A 26,893-nucleotide genomic window follows, 5' to 3' on the forward strand; every position below is an offset into this window, starting at 1 on the left:
ATTAATTTATTTAAAGAAATTATAAAATGAGGTAATTATGAAAATTTTAAAATCAATTAATAAAGTTTTTGAACATGCGGATATTTTAGATTTAACACCAGGAGATTTTTACTTAAATTCACATCAATATCATTTACTAACGCAAGAAGTAATAGTAATATTGGGCATTTTAATTAATAAAGAAAAAATTGAAAATGCTATTAAAACTTTAAATTTTAGTTGAATAAATGTTAAAGAAAAAATTATTATTTATTTTGCTGTTTTTGCTTACCTTATTATTGGTAATGAATATAATGATATAAACTTAGTTCAAAAAAATCAAATTAAACTCATGGATAAGACTTTAAAAGCAAAATTTAAAACAACATTAATGACAATGATTAATAAATTTCCCCGAACTTTACATTTAACTAATGTTTTAGGTAATGATAATGATCGCGCTAATATGTATGCAGTTAATGCTATTTTAAATATTAAGAAAGGTATTGGCTATGATAATTTTCATATTATTCTTTTTTCGGTATATCAATCATTAGAATTAAAGTTAAAACATTGTTTAAGAAAATATATTCAGGTTGAACCTTCAGCTAGTAAGAAAAAATTTAATTTTCATAATTTAGTGAGATTAATTAAATTAATTAGTACAACAAGAGTTGAAGATGAGGAAATGAGTAAGTTATTACTTACTTTAAGAGAACATTTACGCTATTTTGAACAAATTAATCCTGGTGGTCAAGCAGCACGATATGAAGCAGAAATTAATCAAAGTTATTTTCATAATTTAAATTCAAATTTCATTAATGAAAAAGAATTACTAAGTAATTTTGTTAAAGCTTTAAGTTTACTTCAAGAACTATATTTAAAATTAATAGAATTATATAGAGATAAAGATACTACTAAAGTTAAAGCACAAAAAACAATTGATTCAGAATTGGTTAAAGTCTCTGGAATTACTAGTGAAGATGATTCAATAAAAATAAACGATAAATTAAGAAATGTGTTAGATAATCAAATTTTTGGTAATTATCAAGAATTAATTGATTTAAAATATAATGATGTTGTTATTTTAGAGTTTTTAATTAGAATTGGTTTTATGCAGTATGTTAATGATATAATTGAACAACTTTTATAGAAAAGTATTTATTTTTATTTTTTTATATGATATAAATTAAATTTATCAGTATAATACTTCAAATATTGAAAGGGGCTTGAATTGTGAATAGTTATGTTATTAATGAGCTTACTACTATTATTTTTGATGCAGTAACACTTGCAAATTATGAAGTAGAATTCAATCAAATTACTATTGAAATTAATAAAAACAATGCTTTAGGTGATTACTCTACATCAATCGCAATGATATTAGCAAAAAAATATAAACAAAAGCCATTAGACATTGCTGAAATCATAGTTAAAAATATTCATCAAAAACATCCATTAATTAAAAAAATTGATTATGTTATTCCTGGTTTTATTAACATTAACATTAACATTGAAATATTTAGTTTGTTATTAATGACAATTATTAATGAGAAGTCATTATTTGGTCAAGCTGATAGGAAAAATATTACTTATAATGTTGAGTTTATTAGTGCTAATCCAACTGGACTTTTACATTTAGGACATGCCAGAAATGCAGCTATTGGTGATAGTTTAGCTAATATTTTAGCACATCGAGGTTATGATGTAGTTCGTGAGTATTACATTAATGATGCCGGTAACCAAGTTAGTATTTTAGCGCATTCTATTTTTGTAAATTATCAAAATCTTTGTGGTAATCCTATTAAGTTGCCAAATGAAAGTTATCATGGATCTGAAATATTAACTGCAGCCCAAAAATTTTTGACATTAAATGGTAAAAAATTTGCCAATAAAACTTTTAATAAAGCAGTTGCTTTAATTTTTAAAGAATTCGGTATTAGTTATATGCTTTCAGAAATTAAAAAAGATTTAAAAAAATTTAAAGTTAAAATTAATATTTGATTTTCCGAATCAACTTTATATAAAGAAAATATTATTATTAATTTAGTTAAACAATTAGAAATGCAAGGCAATACTTATCAACTTGGTGGTGCTATTTTTTTAAAAACTACTTTATTTAAAGATGATAAAGATCGTGTAATTGTTAAAAAAGATAAAACTTATACATATATGCTTCCTGATTTAGCTTATCATCACATTAAGTTTCAACGTAGTGATTTATTGATTAATGTTTGAGGTGCTGATCATTATGGATATATTCCAAGAATTAAAGCAGGATTAACCATGCTTAATGATAATGCTAGTAAACTTGACATTTTATGTATGCAAATGGTAAAAGTTATTGATAATGGTAAAGAACAAAAAATGTCAAAACGAGCAGGAACATCAATAACTTTAAGACAGATGATAAATTTAATTGGAAAAGATGCATTGCGTTATTTTTTAGTATCAAGATCTGCTGAATCACATCTTGATATTGATTTAGCACTTGCTAAGCAACAATCTAATGAAAATCCTGTTTTTTACGCACAATATGTTCATGCCCGTATCAATCAAATTATTGAGAATTATCCAAAGTTTGAGATTGCACATAGTATTAATTTATTAGTAGCACAAAAAGAAAGAGAATTATTGATTACTTTAGATGAATATGTGATTGTTTTACAAAAAATTGAAAAACAACATCAAGTACATTTATTAACAAATTATATTCAAAAATTAGCCAAATTATTTCATTCTTATTATAATAAATATAAGGTTATTAGTGAAGATAAAATGCTGACTGTTCAACGATTAACATTGGTTTTGGCGATTAAACAAATAATGGCTAATGCTTTAAATTTGATTGGTGTTGATGCGCCTAAAAAAATGTAAAAAATATGTTTTTTATTTTTTATAATATACAATATAGTATACAATTTAGAAGGTGATTAAGAAATGGAAAGTAAACAAACGTTAGTAGAAATAGCATATAATTTTTTATGCAAAAAGAAAAAAAGTAGTTTTAATGAAATTTGAACGCATGTTAAGAAACAATGTAATATTGCTAAAGAAGATGAAGAAAAAGTTGCTGGTGAACTTTATACCGGAATTATTTTAAATACTAATTTTTTCTTAAAAAATGATAAGTTTTGATATCCACGTAGTGAAGTTTCATTAGAAGAAATTAAAGAACAACATATGATACGAGTGAAAAATAATAAAGAAGAAATTGATAGTACTGAAACTTTTGCTGATGATGAAACTACAAATTTAATTGATGAATCAGATAATGAAGAAGATGATTTAGATACGATTAATATTCAGCCATTAGAAGATAGTTATGATGATGAGTAGTAATCTTGTTTATTAATGATATTTAGGAGAAGTTAGCAATGAATTCAAAATATATATTTATTACTGGTGGTGTTGTTTCATCTTTGGGTAAAGGAATTACTGCAGCATCACTTGGTCGTATTTTAAAACAAAAAAAAATTAAAATTTTTATGCAAAAGTTTGATCCTTATATTAATGTTGATCCAGGGACTATGAGTCCTTATCAACATGGTGAAGTATATGTAACTAGTGATGGTGCAGAAACTGATTTAGATTTAGGACATTATGAACGATTCATTGACGAAAATCTTACTAAAGATTCTAATATTACTGCTGGAAAAATATATCAGACTGTTTTAAAAAAAGAACGTGATGGTTTTTATCAAGGAAAAACAGTACAAGTTGTACCTCACGTTACTGATGAGATTAAAAAGCATATTTTTAATTCTGCAATTAATAGTAAAGCCGAAATTATTATTACTGAAATTGGTGGAACGGTTGGTGATATTGAATCACTAGCTTTTATTGAAGCAATTAGACAAGTTAAAAATGAAAAAGGTCATGAAAATGTTATTGTTATTCATACCACATTAATTCCTTATTTACATTCAGTTGGTGAATTTAAAACAAAACCTAGTCAGCATTCAGTAAAAGAAATATTATCTTTAGGTATTCAGCCTGATATTTTAGTTTGTCGTAGTGAAACAATGCCACCTAATCATATTTTTGATAAATTATCATTATTTTGTAACATTAAGCGTAGTCATGTTTTAGCAATTCCTGATTGTGATAGTATTTATAAGGTACCATTATCATTGGCAGAACAAAACATTGATGAAGTTGTTTCAGAGTTATTGAAGTTAAATAAAAATAAGCCAGATATGTCAGAATGACAAGCAATTGTTAATAAGTTAGAAAATATTAAGCAAGAAGTTAACGTTGGTATTATTGCAAAATATTCAAATTTGAGTGATGCATATTTATCAGTAATTGAATCATTAAAAATTGCTGGTTATAATCTTAATACAAAAGTGAATTATAAAATTATTAATGCCGAAAGTTTGAATAGTAAAAATATTGAAATGATGATTGCTCCTTTTCAAGCAATCATTGTTCCTGGTGGTTTTGGTAATCGTGGCGTTGAGGGAAAGATTACTGCAATTAATTATGTTCGTACTAATAAAATTCCTTTTTTAGGATTATGTTTGGGTATGCAATTAACTTGTATTGAGTATGCTCGTAATGTATGTAATTTACCAGATGCTAATTCTACTGAATTTAATGAAAAAACTAAAAATCCTATTTTTGATTTATTACGTGGAAAAAACAAAAATGATCAAATTGGTGGAACTTTAAGATTAGGTAATTATCCAACTACCTTAACTAATGGTTCTTTAGCAAAATCACTTTATAAGCAAGATGTTATTATTGAACGTCATCGTCATCGTTATGAGTTTAATAATAGTTATAAAGAACTATTTACAAAAAAAGGTTTAGTTTTTAGTGGCATCTATAATAAAGAAAAATTAGTAGAAGTAATTGAATTACCAAAAGAGATCCATCCTTTTTTTATTGCAAGTCAATTTCATCCTGAGTTTACATCAAGGATTAATAGGTCAAATCCTTTATTTTTAGGATTAATTAAAAGTATTATTTAAAAAAATAATAAAGTAAGATATTTTAGTTTTAAAATTGTTATAATTTCTATGAATTGTATATTTTTAAAAGATATATGCAGCAAGATTTTTTGTAAAAATATATGATATAAAATTATAATATTTTGAGAAAGAAGGAAAAGATATGCATAAATTTGTTAATGCAAAAAAAATGGTTGATAGAGCAAAGTTAGGTAAATATGCTATTGCTCATTTTAATATTAATAATTTAGAGTGAACAAGAGCCATTCTTGAAACCGCACAAGAAACTAAAACATCTGTTATTTTAGGTGTTTCAGAAGGTGCTATCAAGTATATGGGTGGTTTTAATACTGTTGTTGCTATGAGTTTAGCCTTATTAAATGATTTAAATATTACTGTTCCAATAGCATTACATTTAGATCATGGTCAATCAGTAATTTCATGTAAAAAAGCATTAGATGCTGGTTTTAGTTCTGTTATGTTTGATGGTTCTCATTTAAATTTTAATGAGAATATCAAAGGAACTAAGGAAGTAGTTATGTATGCTAAGAAAAAAAATGCATCAGTTGAAGCAGAAGCAGGAACAATTGGTGGCGAAGAAGATGGAGTTATTGGTAGTGGTGAGATTGCTAGTGAAGAAGATTGTAAAGCGTTAGCAGCTTTAGGAATTGATTTATTAGCAGCGGGAATAAATAATATTCATGGCAAATATCCTCCAAACTGAGATGGCTTAAAATTTGATGTATTAAAAAATTTATCAGTCGCTGCTAATAAACCAATGGTATTACATGGTGGTTCTGGGATACCAAAAGAACAAGTTCAAAAAGCTATTAGTTTGGGAATTAGTAAAATTAATGTTAATACTGAATTACAAGAAGTATTTGCTGCTGCTATCGAAAAATATGTTACCAGTGGAAAACTTAAGGAAGATAAAGGTTTTGATCCAAGAAAAGTATTTAAACCTGGTATTGAAGCAATTAAACTTAAAGTTAAAGAATTGTTAACAGAATTTGGTTCATTAGGAAAATCTTAAAATAAATTTCAAATCGGAAAATTAGTTTTATTATCAATAACTTGTTTTATTTTTTCATTACTTAAAACATCAATAATTACTTCAACTTTAAGGGCAACTTTTGCTTCTAACAGATGACCACCGATCACATTAAAATTATTATCACCAAAAGTTGTATGGCAATGAATAATTGGTTTATTTTCAACTTTATCATCTCAAACTATTGAACCAATAGTTGATAATAATTCATATTGTTGAAGAAATTCTTTTTTTACATAATCAGTACCGTTTTTTGGAACATAGCCTAAAATGACATTGGTAATAGCACCAATCATTTGGAATTGTGCCATTCCTATTTTTTCGTTAATAGCAAATTGTTCTAAAGATTTAATAATCATTTCATCTTTTTCAATAATTAACGCATATTTATTTGCTAACATTTTTTTCTTTTTCATAGTCATAACCTCATTTTTCTTTTAGTTGTATTTTATCATACTTAATAATGATAATAATGCTTAACTTTCCTAATTGCAAATAATTATAAGAAAAAAATATTTTAAAAAGAAAATGATACTAAGTTTTAAAATTAATAGGTATAATGAAACTAATATTTTAATTAAGGAAGTGATAAATTTGAAAACTCATGGGTTAGTAATTGCTATTGGTAATGACCATACTGCTTATGAATTTAAACAACCAATTATTAAATATTTACAAACAGAAGGTTATCAAGTTTTAGATTTAGGAACAAATACTAGTGATGCCATTGATTATCCTAATTTTGGTTTTGATGTTGCAGCTGTTATTGTTAGTAAAAAAGCAGATTTTGGTATTGTAATTTGTGGTACTGGTATTGGCATTAGCATTGCTGCCAATCGTATTAATGGTGTTCGTTGTGCGCTTTGTTATGAAGAAGAAACAGTAAGATTGGCAAGACTTCATAATAATGCCAATGTTTTAGCATTAGGTGCTCGCATTATTGCTAGTTGTAAAGCAGTAGCTCTTGTAAAATTGTTTTTAGAAACTAAAACAAGTATTGACAAAAGGCATCAATTAAGAGTTGAAAAATTAAAATAAATTTGCTTTTAAAGAAAGGAATATTTAAAAATGGATAAATCGTTTAATAAGGGTCTTGACCCAGAACTTAAAAAAGTTGTTAAAGATGAATGACAACGTCAACAAAATCATATTGAATTAATTGCTTCAGAAAATTATGTATCACCAGCAGTGTTGATGCTTAGTGGTACAGTATTAACTAATAAGTATGCAGAAGGGTATCCAGGTAGAAGATATTATAATGGTTGTGAAATTGTTGATAAAAGTGAAAATTTAGCAATTGAACGATTTAAACAATTATTTAATTGCCATCATCAACCAGGTCAATGTAAAAAAGGTAATTTTCATGCCAATGTCCAACCTCATTCTGGTAGTCAGGCTAATGCTGAAGCGTATGCTGCAATATTAAGTCCAGGTGATACTATTCTTGGTATGGAACTTGATGCTGGTGGTCATTTGACTCATGGTTATAAAATTAACTTCTCTGGTAAAATTTATCAAGGTGTTAATTATGGTGTTAGTAAAAAAGATGAATATTTAGATTATGATGAAATTTTAAAAATAGCTAAAGCATGTAAACCAAAAATTATTATCGCTGGTGCTAGTGCTTATTCAAGACTTATTGATTGATCAAAGTTTCGCAAAATTACTGACACTGTTGGTGCATATTTAATGGTTGATATGGCGCATATTGCAGGATTAATTGCTGCTGGATTACATCAAAATCCAATTTGTTATGCTGATATTACCACAACAACAACTCATAAAACATTAAGAGGACCACGTGGTGGTGCCATTCTTTGCACTGAAGAATTAAAAAAGAAAGTTGATAGTGCAGTCTTTCCTGGAAATCAAGGTGGACCATTAGAACATATTATTGCTGCTAAAGCACAAGCTTTTTATGAAGCATTGACACCAGAATTTAAAATCTATCAGAACCAAGTAATTAAAAATGCACAAGCATTAGCAAAAACTTTTCTTGATGCCAATTTTCATGTGGTGGCAGGTGGCACTGATAATCATTTGCTAACGGTTAATGTTACTAACATTAATGGGTTAAATGGTAAAGAAGCCGTTGATATTTTGGAAAAAATTAATATTATTGCTAACAAAAATGGTGTTCCCTTTGATCCATTACCACCAGCAGTTACTAGTGGTGTTCGTTTTGGTAGTCCTGCTATGACAACAAGAGGTTTTAAAGAAGAACAATTTATTGAACTGGGAAAAATTATTATTAGTGCTTGAAAATTACCTAATGGTATCAATGATCAAGGTTTAGATGCCTTAAGAAAAAGAGTTGATATTCTTTTAATAAAATTTCCAATTTATGAAGATATAAAATTACCTTAGCAAAAAAATATTTAATAACTAAAAATTCTAGATTAATTACTAGAATTTTTTTATTTTATAAATCAATCAATAATAATAAAGTATTATTATTGATTATTATTTTTTCAACTTTATCAATATTAAAATATTTATAAAAAAGTAATTAATTTGTAGAAAAATTATTCAGTAGTAATTTTTGTGATATTAGTTTTTGCTTTTCGCTCGTATAATTTATTATTAATTTTTGTAAAATATAGTTTAATATCATTTCAGAAAGTAAAAATTACAGTAAATAATAAGACAGCAACAACACCCAGTGTCAAACCAATAGTTAAGAAAATAAAAGGATTATTAATTATGCTATTAATTAATTGATATAAGGCAAAACCTAAATTAATTAAAATAATTATTGGAATAATAATTAAACATAAGTATTTAAAACCTTTATTTCATTTAATTCATGAATATTGATTATTAAATTGTTGCAAGGTATCATAGCATTTTCAAATAATAATAACACCAATTAGTTCAATAATACCAATTATCATTTGTCAAATTCCAGTTACTCAAACGGCAATGCCATCAATTAAAGCACCACTATTATTAAAGCAGAATACTAAACTAAGGATAAAGCTACTAATAATAGTTATTAATAATGCTTGATAACGTTTAATACCATAACAACTAATTAGTGGATTAACAACTACTTCAGCAATTGCTATTAGTGAAGATATACCAGCAAAAAATACTGATAAAAAGAAAATGAAAGCTAAAGTATGACTTAAAAATGGAACATGTGTTTGCTCAGTAATTATTGCAAAAACTTGTGGAAAAACTTGAAAAATTAAAGTTGGGCCTGGAATAAAGATTTCATCAATAGTTTTATGTTGACTATGGGCAATGGCACCAAAAACAGTACAAGTAGTTAGTAACGCAACAACAACAGTGCCAATCATAATAATGAAACCTTTGTTAGTATTACTAGTGCCAATTGGAGCATGACTTGAAAAAATAATAATGACACCGGTACAAGTTGAAAGCATAAAGAAAGCTTGTCCAAAGGCATCGGTTCAAATGCTGCTACTTAAGATTTTGCTACCATCAAAATTAAACATTGTTTGTAAACCACTAAGAGCACCCGGTAAAGTTAAAACATAAATCATCATCATTAAAATCATAATAAATAAACTAGGAATAAAGATTTTATTTGCGATATCAATCCCTTTGACAACACCACCTAATAAAATAACACCAGTAATAATTCAAACAATAATTAAGCTAATTAGTACTCAGATACTAATATTACCTAGTTGATTAGAATTTTGTGGTGCATTATTAGTAGTTTGACCAATTAATTTATTTAAAAAAAATCCCTGTTGCGTTAAACTAGGAAGAAAGGCCATAACTACTGCTAGTAATGATCATGCAACAAGAACACTAAAAAAAACACTCATGATTCAAATAACTGCCGTTTGTAGAAATCTAAAGAAAGTACCAGGCGTTTTGCCTAAATCTTTAAAAATTTCAACATGATTTTTGCGATATTTATTTCCTAAATTAACTTCTATTAATAAGATTGGTAACGCACAAATGATTAGTGCGATAAAGAATGGAATTAAAAAGATAACACCGTGCTTATTCATTTGATTAGGAAACCCTCAAATACTTCCTAATCCAACAGCAGCGCCAAGCACTGCCATAATGAATCCTCATTTAGTTATGTGTTTTTTCTTTTTACCTTTCATATAATCAGTCCTTTTTTAGATAGTATTATGAATTGTACACAATAGTTATTAAAGTTACAACATTTATTGATAAATATGTAGTTTTTTTATATTAAAAATAACATTAAATAATATTTTTAATAAAATATCATTAATTTTATGTGTGTTAATTAATGAACTTTTGTCTTAAATTAAAATTATAAATATGTTAATTTTTTATTAAAAACATTAAAACTGAAATTAAAAAATATAAATGTATAATATTCTTAGGTTATGTATATAATTTTTTTGTTTATTTAGGAGGAAAATAGATGATAAAGATACTACTTACATGTTCAGCAGGAATGAGTACTTCAAGACTGGAAGCAAATATGAATCAGTACATTAAAGAAGCAAATTTGGATTATGAAGTTAAAGCATTAGCAGCTCTTGCTGCAAAACAATCTTTTGCTAAAGGTGAAAAGTGAGATGTAGTATTACTAGGTCCACAAGTAAGTTATATGAAAGATGATTTTACTAATATTATTGGTAATGCTGTTCTTAATATTATTCCAGCAGCAATTTATGCCATGGTACAGGGTAAAGAAACAATAGAATTAGTAATGAGTTCATTAGAAAATAAAAACTAAAATTATGAGTGTGAAATCAAATCAGAAAAATATTAGTATTGATTTGGAAACAAATTCCTTTACAATAATTACTTATGCTGGAAAAGCAAAATCTTTAGCGATGCAAGCAATTAGTATTGCCAAAGAAGGTCAAGGATACCAGTTACCTTTTTCAGTATTATTTATGCATGCTGAGGATCAGTTAAATTCTTCGCAAATGATAATTGAAATCAGTAAAGAATTTATTAATTTATATAAGTTTATCGAATTTAAAAATAATTAAAAATTAGCAAATGCTTATTTTTAATTAAATAATATAATATAAAGTTATATGTTTATTAAATTAATCTTTTGGTTTTTGTTCAAAGTCTTCTCTATCTTTTTCTAATCCTTTGATTGGACAAATCTCAGGATAATTATTTTTACAATAATCACAATGTCATTTTTTCTTTTTAAAAATTTTTTTAAACATTTGTTTTGTTCTCACTTTCTATTATTTTTACTTTTGCTTTTATTATATTGTAAATTGCGAATTAAAATGTGATTTTTACTATTTTTGTTGTCTTGCTACAAATTGAGAAATAAAATAAAAAAGATAATGGCAAACTTTGAAATTTTTAAGAAATTTATTATAATGCTTATATCGATAGAAATTAGAAACTAATATCATATCAATGTTACTTTATAATTATTTTATTTGAATAATGGCGGATAATCTATGCAATTTTAAAGGAAATATAAAATTATGTTTAAATTAAAAGCACCTTATCAACCAACGGGTGATCAACCTCAAGCAATAAAAAAATTAGTATTAGGTATTAAAAATAATATTAAATACCAAGTATTATTAGGAGCTACTGGGACTGGTAAAACTTTTACTATGGCTAATGTTATTGTTCAAGTACAAAAACCAACTTTAATTTTAGTTCATAACAAAACATTAGCTATGCAATTGTATGGAGAATTAAAAACTTTTTTTCCAGAAAATCGTGTTGAGTACTTTGTTTCATATTTTGATTTTTATCAACCAGAAGCATATTTACCAAAAACTGATACTTATATTGATAAAAATTCTAAACAAAATCAAGAAATCGAAATGTTAAGATTAAGTGCTTTAAATGCTTTGTCAGTTAGTAAAGATGTGATTGTTGTTGCATCAGTAGCAGCAATTTATGGTGAACAAGAACCAACAGCATATAAAAATAATTTTTTTGAATTACGAAAAGGACAACAAATTAATAGAAAAGATTTATTATTACGATTAATTAAAAATGGATATCTTCGTAATGATGTTAGTTTAGAACCTGGTAGTTTTAGTGCGAAAGGTGATTTGATAAAATTAGCACCATCTTGAAATGATCAGTTTTATTTAAGAATTAGTTTATTTGGTGATGAAATTGAAGAAATAGCACGCATTGATACATTAGGTGCTAATGTTTTAGAACGTTTCCCCTTTATTACCATTTTTCCAGCACAAAACTATATTACTAGTAAAGAACGTGTTGCACAGGCGATTATTAAGATTACTGCAGAGTTAAAAGTAACGTTAGCACAATTAAGAAAAAATAATATGTTAGTAGAAGCACAAAGATTAGAGCAAAGAACAGAACATGATTTGGAATCATTAAAAGAGTTTGGCATTTGTAGTGGTATTGAAAATTATTCTCGTCATTTAGAAAATAGAGCAGTAGGAACACCCCCTTATACTTTGATTGACTTTTTTCCTGATGATTTTTTAACAATCATTGATGAATCGCATATGACATTACCACAAATTAGAGGAATGTATAATACTGATCGCAGTAGAAAAGAAACATTAGTAAAATATGGTTTTCGCTTACCCAGTGCTTTAGATAACCGTCCTTTGAATTTTAATGAATTTTCTAATAAATTAAAGCAGGTTATTTATACTTCAGCAACTCCTGCTGATTATGAATTATCTTTAATTAAAGTTCAACCACAACCTTTTAATATTCCAGTGCAACAAATTATTCGTCCAACTGGTTTATTAGATCCAACAATAGAAATTAAACCAACTAAAAATCAAATAGAAGATATTATTAATCAAATAAAATTACGAATAAAAAATAATGAAAGAGTATTCATTACTACTTTAACAATTAGAATGGCCGAAGAATTATCAAATTTTTTGCAAGAAAAAAATATTAAAGTTGCCTATATTCATAATGAATTAAAAACATTAGAACGAACTAAAGTTTTATTAGATTTAAGAAAAGGTGTTTTTGATGTTATTGTTGGTATTAATTTATTACGAGAAGGATTAGATGTGCCAGAAGTATCTTTAATTTGTATTTTAGATGCTGATAAAACTGGGTTTTTACGTAATACTAAATCTTTAATTCAAACTATTGGTCGTGCTGCACGAAATGTTAATGGTCATGTTATACTATATGGAGATATTAAAACAGAAGCAATGTTGCAAGCAGTACAAGAAACACAAAGAAGAAGAGAAATTCAAATTGCTTATAATAAAAAAAATGAGATAGTGGCAGTTACTGTTAAAAAACCATTAAGTGAAATTGTAAGTACTAGAGAATTAGATGTTGACTTAAAAATTTTAAATAAAAGTAAAGGAAAAGCAAAAACTACTGCTAAAGCAAAAATAATTGCTGATTTAAGAGTTGAAATGTTGCAAGCAGCTAAGAATTTAAATTTTGAAAAGGCAGCTTCACTTCGTGATTTAATTTTAAGTATTGAAAGTGAAAAATAAAGGAACACATAAATATGAAAAAATATGGCTATTTAACTACTAAGATCGGATTAATTGAAATAGCAGTAGTTGTTGGACAAGTAGTAAAAATTAGTTTTGTTAATAGTCGTCAATTTGTTGAAGATAGCAGTGATATGGTAATTGCTAACTGTCAGCAACAATTAACAATGTATTTTGATAGAACATTAACTGAATTTAATTTACCACTGGCATTGAAAGGAACTCCTTTTCAAGAATTAGTATGGAGTAAAACTTGTAGTATTAAAGCTGGTAGTACTGTAACTTATCAAGAGTTAGCACGAAAGATTGGTTATCCAAAAGCAAGTAGAGCAGTAGGAACAGCATTAGCAAAAAATCCATTAGCAATTATTGTTCCTTGTCATCGCGTTGTTAATAAAAATAAGAATATTGTTAATTATCTTTATGGTGCTGATATTAAAAAGTTTTTATTAGCGCAAGAAAGTAAATAAATTTTTAATAAAAATATCATTATTAGTTTTTAACATTATCAAAAAAGCAAGAATTATTTCTTGCTAAATTGTTGTTTGTATCTTTGCTTATTTTTGTTATAAACTAATTATTTGTCTTATTGGTTTGTTATTAACATTGCTGTTTAATAAATTAATAAAACTTGCATTAAATGGTTCTATTTTAGTTCTTGCAGCAAGCGCATTATCAGCGGCATTATTAAAGATAGTTACTTCTTTTTCCATTTTTTCCATTCATTCTTTTTCTTTTCATTGTTGCTGTAAATAGTTATCCATTATTTTGACAACGGGAATGAAACTACTTAAAAAATCAAATGATTGTTTATTATATTTTTTTAATTGACTTACTTCTGGTACGATACCGAGATATTTTTTATTTTGTGTTGAATGTTTTGGATTACAATAAAAAAATTCTTTATAATCATTACTTTGGATATTATGAGAGTCACAGTCACTAGTGCAGGTTTTTGAGAAGATGATAGCATTATTATATTGTTGATAATTATCATCTTCAAAAAAATAACAAGTCCGCGAAAAGAATTATATTTACCATTTTCTTGACTTAGACAACTAATATTTTCTTGAAAAAGAATTTTATTATCTTTAAGATGACGTTTATTTAATTGTTCGTTTCTAAAATCAACAAAAGTGTTACCATTTCCTAGATATTCACGAAATGCTTTTAAAACTCCTTGTTCAATATTCCCATTTTTTATAGTTTGTAAAATGTTTGCTATTTTTTCATCATTTGTTTGTGAGCAATAAATTTTGCTAATTGGATATGTTGAACCATCATTTTTAAGGTTACACTTAACATGAGCGATAAATAATTGTAACGCTTTATGATTAATATCGGAATGACATTGTTTAAAAACTACTATTTTATTATCATTATGATTTGCATTTAAAAATATCGTTTTTCTTTTGTGATCACCAGGATAATAAAAATTGCTGTTTGGTAATAATTGTTTAAATACTTGTTTTAAATATAGCGTATGATGATGTGCTTCCTCTCCGTCTAAACCAGAGTCATCTAGTGATTGTAATTCAAAAAGGCTATTTTTTTGAATACCATTATTATTATTATTATATTAATAGCAAAATCAACAACAAATATTTTGGCAGTTATTGCTTTTGATTTAGTAATAACTGGTTTACTAAAAGTGTATTCATCATTTTCTTCTTTTTTAACGGTAAATATATATTTGTAATTTGTACCATCTTTTCCTATAAAAAAAGTAGCAATTTCTTTTGTTGCTTGTTGATTTAAAGTAATTTTGGCTATTTCTGGATTAAAAAATTGCTGATGTAATGCTGTTTTGTTAAGCAGAAAGATAAGACTAAGACTAAATGCAGTATCATTATCTTCATTTTGTAAATTAAGATTAACATCTTTCGTTAGTAAACAATTTATCATAGCGATATTTTTATATCTTATTTGGGTCATTAATGGTGAATCACCAAATTTATTTTGTTGATTTAAAAATTGAGAAAATGTTGTTAATATTGAATCAATTTCTGAACAAAAATGTGTTGGTGCAAATAAGTCCTTATTTATATTTTTTTGGATATTCATAAATGCTGTTTCATTTTTTTTATTTTGTTGATTGATATTGGCGCTATTTGCTATTAAAACATTAACAATATTTAAATTTCAATAATTTGTGGCAAGATGTAGCGCTGTATTGCCATCTTTATTTTGTTGATTGATGTTGATGCCATGTGCTAATAAAAATGTAACTGTCTTTAAACGGCGATTTTTTGTAGCAAAATGTAAAGTGGTATTGCCATCTTTATCTTGTGTGTTGATATCAATACCATTTGCTAAAAATGCTTTTATTATTTCTAAATCACCAATTCTAGCAGCATACAAAAATAATGCATTATTTTTAAAGTTGATATTCGCTTTTTTTTCAAGTAAATGCTTTACTACATAGAAAACATCATACATAGCAGCTAAATCTAAAGCTGTATTGCCATCTTTATTTTCAATGTTGATTTTAGCCCCATGTGTTATTAAATATTTAACTGTATCTAATAAATGTATATTATTAACAATGTTCATTAAAGCGGTGTTGCCTTCATTGTTTTGAATGTTGATGTTTGCTTTGTTTGCTATTAAAAAACTAAGTGCATCTAAATTTCTATATTTTGTAGCAAAATGTAAGGCGGTGTTGCCTTCATTGTTTTGGTAGTTAATATTGTCTTTACTAATTAATGATTTAATTTTTTCTAAATCATTCGATATAATTGCTTCTATTAATTTTTTATTATTAATCATAATTATTTTAATCTTCCTTTATTTAATTCTTTAATTTAATAAAAAAACCTAATATAGATAAATTTCTATACTAGGAAAAGACAATTATTAAATCATAGTTATGATTTTATCATAAAAAATTTTTAAAAAATATTTAATTTATAATAAATTATTATTTGCAATTATTGTTTATTTTATTACTAATATTTTTAAGTGTTTTTATTATTTTTTTTATAAGTTGCCATTAGTTGAATTATATCCTTTTTCAAATGCAAAATATTCATCAATATATTTTTTTTCTAATTTATCTAAATCATCTTTTGTTTCGCAAAAAAAATATTTATAAAAAAAGTCATCACCATTATATCAATCTTTTGCAAATAAAATATTTTTAACATTACCATTTTTAAAATGTTGCAACAATCTGTTTTTTAAATTTTTTGATTGTCCAACATAATATTTATTTTTAGTTTTATTTCAAATTATATAAACGCCTTTTTTTAAATTTAAATTTGAGTAATTAAAATTTGAAGCATTTCTTAAATCAATTCATTTATCTTTATCTGTTTTTTCCAATTTAATTTTCATTTCTTTAATTTTATTTGCTTTATCTATTAGATTTTGAATTTTAAATCTTGATTAAAATTGTTAATTTCATTTAAAAGTTTTTCATTTTTTAAATCAATTTTGATTTTATGTTTTTCATTTCATTTTTTATTTTTTTGATTTATATTTTTGTTGATTGCTGCTTGTTTTTTACTTATAAACCAGATAAAAGTTAGAAAAAAAGTAAAAAATCCTCCGAACAATGTTAATCAAAAATTACTAGCTTTTTCTTTTAAATTAATAATTTTAAAATTATATTTATTTTTTTCAGTATCAAAATTTCTAAAAGAATTTTTATATAATTTTATTTCATTATCTATTTTTTCCAACTTGATTTCTTTTTTTCTTCACTCTGGAATAATTTTTATTTCATCAATAATTTTTAAAATAAATTTTTTTTGTAAATTTAATTGTAAAATATCTTCATTGACAAATTTTAAAGGATTAATGATTTTATTAAATTTTTTCACTATTTTAGTTCGTTCTGAATAATCTTCATATATGGGAGTTTTTACATAATTTGATGTAACATATCTAGTAATTTTTGGTTTTTTAGTATAATGCTTAATAGTAAATTGTAATCTATTTGTTGCTTTGGCAAAGTTTAGGTTTGTTATAAAATCATATTCAATAATATCAGTTCCATCAAAATTATTATTTTTATAAATTTCTTTTATTACTTTTTTCCACATATTATTGCCCTTTTTTAATCAGTTCTTCATCTATTTATTTTTGATATTAGTAATATTAATTATTTAAAATACTATTTAAATTATTTTCGATTTTTATAAAAATAATTTTTTTTAGAATAATAACTAAATTAGATAAAATTAAAACTAATTGTTGGATTGTTGGTGGATAATCAATTAATAAATAATTATATATGTACCTAGTATTTCATTTATTAATGTTAATATTTTGTTTATTATTAATTTTATCATAGTTATAATAACTTTTTTAAGTGTTTTTATGACTTTTTGCTTTTTTAGAATTATTAACAACTTTAACTAAATAATTTTTAAGATAATAAATTGGATATCCAGCTAACATGATGGCAATTAAAATTAATGCGTTTCATAATGCTCACATATTATTATTATGTGTACCATAATAATACATCGCCAAAAATGATCCAACAATCGCTATCATTGCACCTAAATAACCAATAATAATAAAAAAATAAAATCAAAAATTATTAAAAATTTTTTGATATGCTTGATGTTTTCTTCGTAAAAAGATAATAACTGAATTAACAATTAACTTTAAAAAACTAATAGCAATAATAAAATAATTAGTTACTTCATATAATTGATTTCATAAAATATAAATTAAAGCAGCACATATTAATAGCAGCATTGCTGCTCATGGGATATTACTTTTTTTAGTCGTTTTTTGGAAAACTTTAAATAAATCTTGCTCTTCACTCATTTTAAAAATTAATCGTGATTGATAAAGTAAAAAGGCATTTAATGATCCAACAAATAATAAAATTGCTAATCCCGAAAAAATATAAGCTAAAACTGAAGGAATATTAGGATTATTAATAATGGCATAATATCAAACATTACTAAATCCACCATTTTCATCTATTCATGATCAAGGTTTATTAATAGTTAACAAGGCAATTATTAATACTAAATATAAAGTAATAATTAATATTGTCGCAGCAACTAATGCTCAAAGGATATTTTTTCTGGGATTTTCTACTTCTTCAGTAACATAGGTTATTGCTTCAATTCCTGAGTAAGCAAATAATGTCATTGTTGTCGCTGGTAATAACACATAAGTTGCTAGAAAAATTTTTGATAAATCTTTTTTAATTATTTCACTATTAAAATTATCGGTATTACCATAAATCATAGCAATAAATAAGACAAAAATAATTGGCAGTCCTTTTAAAGTTGTAAAAATAATTTGTGTTTTTCCTGAACTATTTTTAATAAATATTTGCATTATTGCTAGAACAAGTAAAATTAAAATGCCAAATAATTTTGACAATCATTGGTTATTAATATGAGCTAAAGTACTAATGATATTACCTAATGCTAAAGTAGCAGAAGCAACAGCAGTAGCACTAACCATTAATACTAGAATTCAGCCAAATCAAAATGAACAAGCCATTCAATTTGCTTTTTTTAATCAATAATAGGCACTGCCATTACTGGGAAAGGAAATGGCAGTTTCTGCCATTAGTAACATTTCTGGCAAAATTAAGATACCACCTAAAATTCAAGCACATATCATTAAAATAGGGTTAAATCCACTTTGGAATGCTACTTGACCAAATGAGATCAATACTGATGAGCCAACTGTTGCTGAAATTGCCATCATTAGTATTACTCAAAAAGAGTATTTCTTTTTTAATTTCATATTTCTTCTTTTCCGATCTCTGCCTTTTTTGTTTCGTGGTTATTAATGAAAATTTTTATTTTATTAATATAATTGTGATAAGCGTTAGGTAAAGTTTCGATATGACCAATATTATTTAAAAATAAATAATCATAATTTTGATAATCAAGTTTAATTTGATAATTATGAATAATGTTAGCCATAAAAAATGGCACAAAATCATCTTTTTTACCATGAATTAATAATATTGGAATTTTGAATCCACTTTTGCTTTTCTTTAATAAATCATATTTTTTAATATTTGAATTTGTGAATTTTTGATATCTTTTTGCTAGACGATTACTAATTAATCATCAAGGTTTTTGATAACGATATTGCATGACATAACGAAATTGAACAAGTAAATTAGTAAAGCCGCTATCAATAATTGCTCAAGTAATTTCCTTACTTGATGCATAATTTAATAAATAGTAATTAATTGTGGCAGCACCCATACTATTTCCAATGAGACCAATACTAGTAACTTCTTGATTATTTTTTATTCAGTTAATTAAACAATTAATATTTTCGGCACAAGTAAGACCAATATCACTATATTGACCATAACTTTTACCATGAGCAACACTATCAAAAGTTAAAATATTATATCCTTGTTGGTAAAATCAAGATACTAGTCGTAATGCTAAGTATTTATTTTCTGTTCAACCGTGAAAACCAATAACTCATTTCTTGCTTTGCTTTTTTTGGGTGACAGTTAGACAACTAATATCTTGATTATTATCATTTTTAATGATAAATTCTTGATAATTTTCTTGTTTTCAATTAATGGGGTAACCATATTGCTTAAGATTTTTACTTTGACAATCATAGTTATGATATTCAAAGCTATTAATGTCAATTTCTTGTTTGTTATCAACTTGTAATTTGCCTTTCTTTTGATAGCAAAAACAAAATGCTAAAAATTTTTTTTGGTATTTTTTTGAATAAAAATAGACAAAAGGAAATAATAAGATAACTAATAAAATTTTGCTAAAAGAATAACAAAATTTTTGATAACCATTGATTAAAATGTTTTCACTAACACAAGTATTGATTACTGTCATTTTTTAATCCTTACTTAATAAATAATAAATTTAGTATAATATATTTTTTGCAATAAAGCGATTTTAATAATATTAGAATTAAAAAAATTAGAAAAGACAAATATTAAATATATAAACCTGTTTAATTTCTGAAATAATTTGTATAATTTGTAAGCAAATACTTTTATTTAAAAAACTCATTCCTTTATAATAAAATCAGATAAAGAGCAACTATTAAATCTCTCTCAAATTGTACTGATATAGTTGATTATATGAAAAATAATTATAAAAATATTTAAATATATTAATGATGTAACAGTACAAGTAACAAAAATAAATGCTTTCATTTTTATTTAAAACTCTTTTATTTTTAATAATTGTGATACATATTAATTAAAAATTATAATAATATATTATCTTGCATTTAATATTATTTTTTCAATGTTAATTGACAAATAATGCTATTAAAGTTAATTATATATAGTATATAATTAATAGCAAAAGTATATAAGTGTGGAGGAATAAATGGCAGATAATCAAAAATATATTACTATTAAAGGTGCACGTGAACATAATTTAAAAAATATTAATATTAAAATCCCAAAATATCAATTAGTAGTTATTACTGGTGTCTCAGGAAGTGGTAAATCATCATTAGCTTTTAATACCATTTATGCTGAGGGTAGACGACGATATGTTGAATCACTTTCAGCATATGCTCGTCAATTTTTAGGTAATAGTGAAAAACCTGATGTTGATGCGATTGATGGTTTAGCACCAGCAATTTCTATTGATCAAAAAACAACGAGTAATAATCCCCGTAGTACGGTTGGTACTGTTACTGAAATTTATGATTATTTGCGATTGCTTTATGCACGAATTGGTACACCATATTGTAATAAAGGCCATGGTCCAATTAGCACCCAAACTTTAAAAGAAATGGTTAATAAAATTAAAACATTAGCAGATAACACTAATATTGAAATTTTAGCACCAGTTGTTAATGCTAAAAAAGGTAGTCATCAAGATTTATTAGCAAGATTAAAACAAGAAAATTTTTTACGAGTTAAAATTGATAATAAAATATATAGTTTAGATGAGTCAATTGAATTAAATAAAGCATTACGTCATGATATTGATATTGTCATTGACAGAATTAAATTTATTAATGATGACAATACAATTTCTCGAGTTCATGATGCATTAGAAGTTGCATTAAATCATAGTAATGGTTTAGCAAAAGTTATTTTACCGCAGCAAAATGAAAATTGATTATTTTCACAAAAATATGCTTGTAAGATTTGTGGTTTTGCCATTCCAAGTTTAGAACCACGTTTATTTTCTTTTAACGCACCAAGTGGTGCTTGTTTTGATTGTAAAGGCTTAGGTGTTAAATTAGAAGTCGATGAAGAATTATTAATGCCAAATTTAAATTTATCAATTAATGATGGTGCCATTGAATATTTTAAAAATTTAATTGGTACTAGTAATTTAGAATGACAAAGATTGAAGGTGCTTTGTTACCATTATTTAATTGATTTAAATCAACCATTAAAAAATTTAACAAAAGCACAAATTAATTATATTATGCGTGGTAGCAGTGAAGCTATTACTTTTACTATTACTTCTGCTAATGGTCGTAAATATCCTAATCATGATTATATTGAAGGAATTGCAACAGCAATTGAAAGACGTTTTTTAGAAACAACTAGTGATTTTGCTCGAGATTATTATCGTAAGTTTATGAGTGAACGTACTTGTTTAACTTGTCAAGGAACAAGGTTAAATCAATTTGCGTTAGCAGTTAAAATTAAAGATGAACATAATCAAGAGATGAATATTAGTGAGTATACTAATTTAGATATTGAAGAAAGTTTATCCTTTATGTTAAATATTAAATTGTTACCCTATCAACAAGAAATTGCTAAATTAATATTGGTAGAGATTATTAATCGGTTAAGTTTTTTAACTAATGTTGGTTTAGGTTATTTAAATTTATCACGAATGGCACAAACTTTATCTGGTGGTGAATCACAACGAATTCGATTAGCAACGCAAATTGGTTCGCAATTAACGGGAGTATTATATGTTCTTGATGAACCTTCAATTGGTTTACATCAACGTGATAATGTTAAATTAATTGAAACGTTAAAACAAATGCGTGACCTTGATAATACATTGTTAGTAGTAGAACATGATGAAGATACAATGTGAGCTGCTGATTGATTAATTGATATTGGCCCACAAGCTGGTATTTATGGTGGTCAACTAATTGCTGAAGGAACACCACAGCAAGTTGTTAACAATCCTAATTCAATTACTGGTCAATATTTAAGTGGTGAAAAATTTATTCCATTACCCAAATCAAGAAGAAGCGGTAATGGTAAAGTTATTGAAATTCAAGGAGCACAAGCTAATAACTTACAAAAAATAAATGTTAAATTTCCGTTAGGCAAGTTTATTTGTGTTACTGGTGTTTCAGGGAGTGGTAAATCAACACTTGTTAATGATATTTTATATACTAGTATTCAAAAATATTTAGGATTAAAAGGACAGCGACCTGGAGCCCATAAAGCAATTAAAGGTATTGAATTTATTGATAAAATTGTTGCGATTTCGCAAGAGCCAATTGGTAGAACACCAAGAAGTAATCCTGCTACCTATACTTCAGTTTTTGATGATATTCGTGATTTATTTACGCAAACGCCAGAAGCGAAAGTTAGAGGTTATGCTAAAGGTAGATTTTCATTCAATGTAGCAGGAGGTAGATGTGAACGTTGTACTGGTGATGGTGTTATTAAAATTGCCATGCATTTTTTACCTGATGTTTATGTAACTTGTGAAATATGTGAAGGTAAACGTTATAATAATGAAACATTACAAGTTAAATATAAAGATAAAAACATTTATGATGTTTTAGAATTACCTGTTGATTTAGCATTAACTTTTTTTGCCAATCATCCAAAAATTTATAAAAAATTAGCAATGATCCAAGAAGTAGGATTAGGATACATAAAATTAGGACAACCAGCCACTGAGTTATCTGGTGGGGAAGCACAAAGAGTGAAATTGGCGAAAGAATTACAAAAACGTGCTACTGGTAAAACAATGTATATTTTAGATGAGCCAACTACTGGTTTACACATTGATGATATTAAAAGGTTAATTCAAGTTTTAAATAAAATTGTTAATCATGGTGATACTGTTGTTGTTATTGAACATAACTTAGAAGTAATTAAGGTTGCTGATTACATTATTGATTTAGGGCCGGAGGGTGGTAAATTTGGTGGTAAAATTATTGCAACAGGAACACCCGAACAGTTAATAACAAATTCCAAATCATATACTGGTCAATATTTAAAAGTAGTCATTAATCGTGATTTGAATAGAAAATAATTTATTATTCTTTAATTTTTGTCATTATTTACCTTAAAGAATTTTTGTAGAAGATGCTTAACAACTAGTTAAAAAAGGAGTGAAGTAATTAAAATGAGAAGAGCAACCAAAGAAAGTTTATTAAAAGAAATACTTATTAATAGAACTATATTAAATGTTAAACATAGCATTGTTATGCTGAAAGAAATATTTATTACTGCTTGTAATAAACAATATTTACAATGTTGATTTGATTTTTTTGAACTTGATTTTTAACAAAAGATTTAAAAGCTCAAGAAAAAGAATATCAATGAATACAAAATATTTTAATAAAGTATCAAGATATTGCGATGAATAATAAATGTAAAGCAAGTGAATTTTTTGTTTTTAAAGCTGAAAAAGAAACTTTTTTTTCATGAGAGGAAGAAATAGAGTTTGAATTACTTGAACTAACATTGGCATATGAAGAGCAAAGTAAATTGATAGCACAAATTGAAGCAATAAAAATAGAATTGTATTGTCAATTAAGTAATATAATATTAAATTAGAATTAAAACAAAAATTATATAAAAAGAATGAACAGCAAATTAATATTCTTAACTTTCATAATAACAGTCTGCAAAAGTTAGTAATTTTTCAAAAGCAAAAAATAAGTAAATTTTTTAAATTTAAAAGTAAAATAGTTAATATTTTTACTTTTGGTTGTTATAATTTTGCGGCAAAATTAATTAATAAAATAAAATGTGAAAAACTTATTTTACAAAAGCAAAAACAACAGCTTGCTAAAATTGGATTAGAAATTTGTAATATTAAAGAAAGCTTAAATGAAATTGCAGTAGAAATTAGCAAAAAAAGACAACAACTTGTTACTTTTAAAGAAGAATTTAGTGTTATTAGTAACGAAATCAATGCATTTAATGTTCATAATAATGAAGTTGTACCAGAAAATAATAGATTAATGATACAATTATAATCATTAATATTTCAAAAATAACAATTTGCTATTCGTTTATTAAAAAGTAAGGAGCGTTTTTTCATTTATATGATACAATTTTATTTATACATAATTTCAGGAAAGGATTTGTTATTTTGGAAAAAAGAGTATATTTTTTAAAGTTTAATAAAAAAATACTTACAATGGATTTAGTAAGCTTTGCTACTGGCTTAATAGGTGTATTTTTGGGAATTGTAAGTATTTTAGCATTACAACCGTTTTGAAATAGTGAAAAAGTATCACTTTGAGTAACTGTTGTTGCTATTTTCTTTGATAGTACTAGTTTTATTTTAGCTTTTTTACCTTTTTTCTTAATGTATCGTTTAATTAAAATTAAGAAAACTTTAATAAAACAAAATATGAAATTATATCGAAAAGATCAAGTTAGTATTTCACTTGATTTTATTAGTTTTTGTTTTGGTCTTATTGGTACAAGTTGTGAATTGATTAGTATTAATATTATTAAAGATTATCGCCGAAGAGGAAATTCAATAATTTAAAAATCATGATGATTTAATTACTTTACATAATATCGTAAGTTAATGATGATATTTTTAGTTTTAAATTTTATTAAAGGAGAAATCATGAATAATAGTGAAAAAATAATGGGTAACTTTTATGTTTTAGGAGATAGCTTATCAGATACTGGGGCGTTAGTAGGTGGCGTAACCTCACTTTTTAAGCATTTAAAAATGTCAAAAGTAGTTAAAATGTTACCACCATTTTATAAAAATTCTTTTTCTAATGGTCCAGTAGCAGCACAAATTATTGCTGATTATTTACATGTTAATTTAATACCTGCTTGAAAATTTGATCTTTTTTTGTTAGCTGATGAACAAATTGGTAATAATTATGCAGTAAGTGGTGCCTTAGCTAGTAGAAAAAAAGAATTAACATTAGAAAGTTTTATTATTAATCATTTTGACATTAGTCATCAATTAGATGCTTTAATTAGTCAACGTCATATTAATAATAACGATATAATTTTTATTGAAATTGGTGGTAATGATATTTTATATGCCAGCAAACAACTATCAGTAAGTAATCAAGAAGTAGTTATTAATGAAGCGACTACTTTAATCAAAGATATTTTACATAAATTAATAACGAAAGGTGCCCAGCGTATTTTTTTATCTAATGTTGCTAATATTAGTTTAACGCCTTTGTTTAAAAATAAAGATACAATTAAAGAACGTGTTTTATTGCTAACTAATAAATTTAATAAAATATTAGACAATATTATTGAATCATTAAACAGAAATAAAAAAATTATTATTAAATATGACATGTTTAGTGCACTAACAAATGCTATTAATCAGTTTAAAAATTTGGATAGTAATCATAATATTACTGATGCCGCAGTTACTACTGATTTTAGTGAAATCATTAATAATGGCATTATTATTCCACATTTCAATGAAAATGTTAATGAGAAAAATATTAATAATTATTTCTTTTTTGATAATATTCATCCTAATAAATGAGCACATAATATTATTGGTCAAGAATTAATTGAATTAATTGTTAAGAATAAGTAATGATTGTTAATATTTAATAAATTATTAGATATTAACAATCATTTAATTTTTTATTATTTGATAAGCTTTAGCAACCATAATTTGTTTTTTGAAGGTTGTTAACAACTTTTTTATTAATTGATAAATAGATATTATTAATTTTATTTTTAAAATAATCAATATCTTTTTTTAATGCTTGAATTTTTTCATTTTTTTAGAATTTAATATCGCTGTTTGTTTGATAAATATTTTATAATAAAGTTAAAAAAGCCAATTTAATTGTAAATTTACAATAATAATTACTAATATTACCAATGCTAATAAAAAACTCAGATTCTTATTATATATTTTTATTTTGCAGTTATGCTTTTTATAACAAGGGATGCTTACAACATATTATAGTTAAAGGATGAAGATAAGTGGTAATAATAATGTGTGAAATACATAATTGTCAAAAATATGTCATTGAATAAAAGAAGAGAAGAAAGAATTAGAAGATAAATTAAAAGAGTGTAAAGAAAAATGTAATGATAATTTAGTAATTACTGATGATAAAGAAGTTGTCAAATTTATTATGGAAGTACTTGATAAAGCAATACCACAATTCAGTTAAAATTAAAAATTATCGTGATGGTAAACATATTCTTAATTAAAATGAAGAAATTTCTGCTTTAACACCATCAATGCTTTTATTGCAACGTAAAGAAAAAGATGGCTTAGTTTTAAAAATATGGCAAAAATTTTAATGACAAATTTTTGGGATCGTGATGCAACAAATTATGAATATAAAGTTGCTTTGAGGTATGAATACATTAAATTATAGTTAAT

26 protein-coding genes are annotated in these 26,893 nt (G+C 25.2%); 17 read left to right on the top strand and 9 right to left on the bottom strand.

Features of this window, described 5'->3' with window-relative positions; translation table 4 throughout:
- The first annotated feature begins 37 nt into the window (after positions 1 to 37).
- From ACQH25_RS00745 to fba, 5 genes are all read left to right on the top strand, one after another.
- Positions 38 to 1,132: a hypothetical protein gene (locus ACQH25_RS00745; RefSeq protein ID WP_425381379.1), complete on the top strand. Its 1,095-nt coding sequence runs from the start codon at positions 38 to 40 to the stop codon at positions 1,130 to 1,132.
- An 83-nt stretch (positions 1,133 to 1,215) separates the two neighbouring features.
- Positions 1,216 to 2,856: an arginine--tRNA ligase gene (argS, locus tag ACQH25_RS00750; RefSeq protein ID WP_425381380.1), complete on the top strand. Its 1,641-nt coding sequence runs from the start codon at positions 1,216 to 1,218 to the stop codon at positions 2,854 to 2,856.
- Between the two features lie 63 nt (positions 2,857 to 2,919).
- Positions 2,920 to 3,318: a DNA-directed RNA polymerase subunit delta gene (gene rpoE / locus ACQH25_RS00755; protein WP_425381381.1), complete on the top strand. Its 399-nt coding sequence runs from the start codon at positions 2,920 to 2,922 to the stop codon at positions 3,316 to 3,318.
- A gap of 38 nt (positions 3,319 to 3,356) precedes the next feature.
- Entirely contained in the window at positions 3,357 to 4,955 is a 1,599-nt protein-coding gene (locus ACQH25_RS00760; protein WP_425381382.1) for a CTP synthase, read from the top strand.
- Positions 4,956 to 5,097: 142 nt separating this feature from the next.
- Complete coding sequence (gene fba / locus ACQH25_RS00765; protein ID WP_425381383.1) at positions 5,098 to 5,967, top strand: class II fructose-1,6-bisphosphate aldolase; 870 nt, start codon at positions 5,098 to 5,100, stop codon at positions 5,965 to 5,967.
- Here the strand turns inward: fba and ACQH25_RS00770 are convergent.
- On the bottom strand, positions 5,964 to 6,401 hold the full coding sequence (locus tag ACQH25_RS00770; protein WP_425381384.1) for a PPC domain-containing DNA-binding protein: 438 nt from the start codon (positions 6,399 to 6,401) through the stop codon (positions 5,964 to 5,966). The two genes, fba and ACQH25_RS00770, sit on opposite strands and share 4 nt — an antisense overlap.
- A gap of 193 nt (positions 6,402 to 6,594) precedes the next feature.
- Between ACQH25_RS00770 and rpiB the strand changes: the two genes are divergently transcribed.
- On the top strand, positions 6,595 to 7,023 hold the full coding sequence (gene rpiB / locus ACQH25_RS00775; RefSeq protein WP_425381832.1) for a ribose 5-phosphate isomerase B: 429 nt from the start codon (positions 6,595 to 6,597) through the stop codon (positions 7,021 to 7,023).
- A 30-nt stretch (positions 7,024 to 7,053) separates the two neighbouring features.
- Positions 7,054 to 8,352, top strand: coding sequence for a serine hydroxymethyltransferase (gene glyA / locus ACQH25_RS00780; RefSeq protein WP_425381385.1), 1,299 nt, complete (start codon positions 7,054 to 7,056; stop codon positions 8,350 to 8,352).
- A 158-nt stretch (positions 8,353 to 8,510) separates the two neighbouring features.
- On the opposite strand, the gene ACQH25_RS00785 is transcribed toward glyA, so the two are convergent.
- Positions 8,511 to 10,076, bottom strand: a complete 1,566-nt coding sequence (locus ACQH25_RS00785; protein ID WP_425381386.1) for a sodium-dependent transporter — start codon at positions 10,074 to 10,076, stop codon at positions 8,511 to 8,513.
- Positions 10,077 to 10,366: 290 nt separating this feature from the next.
- Here ACQH25_RS00785 and ACQH25_RS00790 point away from each other — a divergent pair, with 290 nt between their 5' ends.
- Positions 10,367 to 10,684, top strand: a complete 318-nt coding sequence (locus tag ACQH25_RS00790; RefSeq protein WP_425381387.1) for a PTS sugar transporter subunit IIB — start codon at positions 10,367 to 10,369, stop codon at positions 10,682 to 10,684.
- A 4-nt stretch (positions 10,685 to 10,688) separates the two neighbouring features.
- Positions 10,689 to 10,946, top strand: a complete 258-nt coding sequence (locus tag ACQH25_RS00795; protein ID WP_425381388.1) for a PTS lactose/cellobiose transporter subunit IIA — start codon at positions 10,689 to 10,691, stop codon at positions 10,944 to 10,946.
- Positions 10,947 to 11,006: 60 nt separating this feature from the next.
- On the opposite strand, the gene ACQH25_RS00800 is transcribed toward ACQH25_RS00795, so the two are convergent.
- Positions 11,007 to 11,135 (bottom strand): hypothetical protein, encoded by a 129-nt coding sequence (locus ACQH25_RS00800; protein WP_425381389.1) that lies wholly within the window; start codon positions 11,133 to 11,135, stop codon positions 11,007 to 11,009.
- Positions 11,136 to 11,408: 273 nt separating this feature from the next.
- Here ACQH25_RS00800 and uvrB point away from each other — a divergent pair, with 273 nt between their 5' ends.
- Together uvrB and ACQH25_RS00810 are read left to right on the top strand one after the other, a co-directional pair.
- Positions 11,409 to 13,394, top strand: a complete 1,986-nt coding sequence (gene uvrB, locus ACQH25_RS00805; protein ID WP_425381390.1) for an excinuclease ABC subunit UvrB — start codon at positions 11,409 to 11,411, stop codon at positions 13,392 to 13,394.
- Between the two features lie 14 nt (positions 13,395 to 13,408).
- Entirely contained in the window at positions 13,409 to 13,864 is a 456-nt protein-coding gene (locus ACQH25_RS00810; protein WP_425381391.1) for a methylated-DNA--[protein]-cysteine S-methyltransferase, read from the top strand.
- A 96-nt stretch (positions 13,865 to 13,960) separates the two neighbouring features.
- Here ACQH25_RS00810 and ACQH25_RS00815 read toward each other — a convergent pair whose 3' ends face one another.
- The 6 genes from ACQH25_RS00815 to ACQH25_RS00840 all read right to left on the bottom strand — a co-directional run bounded on the left by ACQH25_RS00815 (position 13,961) and on the right by ACQH25_RS00840 (position 20,200).
- Positions 13,961 to 14,158, bottom strand: coding sequence for a hypothetical protein (locus ACQH25_RS00815; RefSeq protein WP_425381392.1), 198 nt, complete (start codon positions 14,156 to 14,158; stop codon positions 13,961 to 13,963).
- A gap of 757 nt (positions 14,159 to 14,915) precedes the next feature.
- Entirely contained in the window at positions 14,916 to 16,163 is a 1,248-nt protein-coding gene (locus ACQH25_RS00820) for an ankyrin repeat domain-containing protein (protein ID WP_425381393.1), read from the bottom strand.
- Between the two features lie 210 nt (positions 16,164 to 16,373).
- Entirely contained in the window at positions 16,374 to 16,730 is a 357-nt protein-coding gene (locus ACQH25_RS00825; protein ID WP_425381394.1) for a GIY-YIG nuclease family protein, read from the bottom strand.
- 26 nt (positions 16,731 to 16,756) lie between these two features.
- Positions 16,757 to 17,440 (bottom strand): hypothetical protein, encoded by a 684-nt coding sequence (locus ACQH25_RS00830; RefSeq protein ID WP_425381395.1) that lies wholly within the window; start codon positions 17,438 to 17,440, stop codon positions 16,757 to 16,759.
- 265 nt (positions 17,441 to 17,705) lie between these two features.
- Positions 17,706 to 19,118 carry an APC family permease gene (locus ACQH25_RS00835; RefSeq protein WP_425381396.1) on the bottom strand — a complete coding sequence of 471 codons (1,413 nt, stop codon included), beginning with the start codon at positions 19,116 to 19,118 and terminating at the stop codon, positions 17,706 to 17,708.
- Positions 19,109 to 20,200, bottom strand: coding sequence for an alpha/beta hydrolase (locus tag ACQH25_RS00840; protein ID WP_425381397.1), 1,092 nt, complete (start codon positions 20,198 to 20,200; stop codon positions 19,109 to 19,111). The genes ACQH25_RS00835 and ACQH25_RS00840 overlap by 10 nt, the downstream gene beginning before the upstream one ends.
- A gap of 504 nt (positions 20,201 to 20,704) precedes the next feature.
- Between ACQH25_RS00840 and uvrA the strand changes: the two genes are divergently transcribed.
- The 6 genes from uvrA to ACQH25_RS00870 all read left to right on the top strand — a co-directional run bounded on the left by uvrA (position 20,705) and on the right by ACQH25_RS00870 (position 26,678).
- Entirely contained in the window at positions 20,705 to 23,575 is a 2,871-nt protein-coding gene (uvrA, locus tag ACQH25_RS00845; RefSeq protein ID WP_425381398.1) for an excinuclease ABC subunit UvrA, read from the top strand.
- 93 nt (positions 23,576 to 23,668) lie between these two features.
- Entirely contained in the window at positions 23,669 to 23,830 is a 162-nt protein-coding gene (locus ACQH25_RS00850) for a hypothetical protein (protein ID WP_425381399.1), read from the top strand.
- Positions 23,797 to 24,102, top strand: a complete 306-nt coding sequence (locus ACQH25_RS00855) for a hypothetical protein (RefSeq protein ID WP_425381400.1) — start codon at positions 23,797 to 23,799, stop codon at positions 24,100 to 24,102. The genes ACQH25_RS00850 and ACQH25_RS00855 overlap by 34 nt, the downstream gene beginning before the upstream one ends.
- 541 nt (positions 24,103 to 24,643) lie before the next feature.
- Complete coding sequence (locus ACQH25_RS00860) at positions 24,644 to 25,048, top strand: hypothetical protein (protein ID WP_425381401.1); 405 nt, start codon at positions 24,644 to 24,646, stop codon at positions 25,046 to 25,048.
- Positions 25,049 to 25,132: 84 nt separating this feature from the next.
- Complete coding sequence (locus tag ACQH25_RS00865; protein ID WP_425381402.1) at positions 25,133 to 26,086, top strand: SGNH/GDSL hydrolase family protein; 954 nt, start codon at positions 25,133 to 25,135, stop codon at positions 26,084 to 26,086.
- 427 nt (positions 26,087 to 26,513) lie between these two features.
- Positions 26,514 to 26,678 (top strand): hypothetical protein, encoded by a 165-nt coding sequence (locus ACQH25_RS00870; RefSeq protein ID WP_425381403.1) that lies wholly within the window; start codon positions 26,514 to 26,516, stop codon positions 26,676 to 26,678.
- Positions 26,679 to 26,893: the final 215 nt, after the last annotated feature.

Origin of the sequence: Spiroplasma endosymbiont of Polydrusus pterygomalis, assembly GCF_964030825.1 — a bacterium.
Classification (GTDB): domain Bacteria; phylum Bacillota_I; class Bacilli_A; order Mycoplasmatales; family VBWQ01; genus Spiroplasma_E.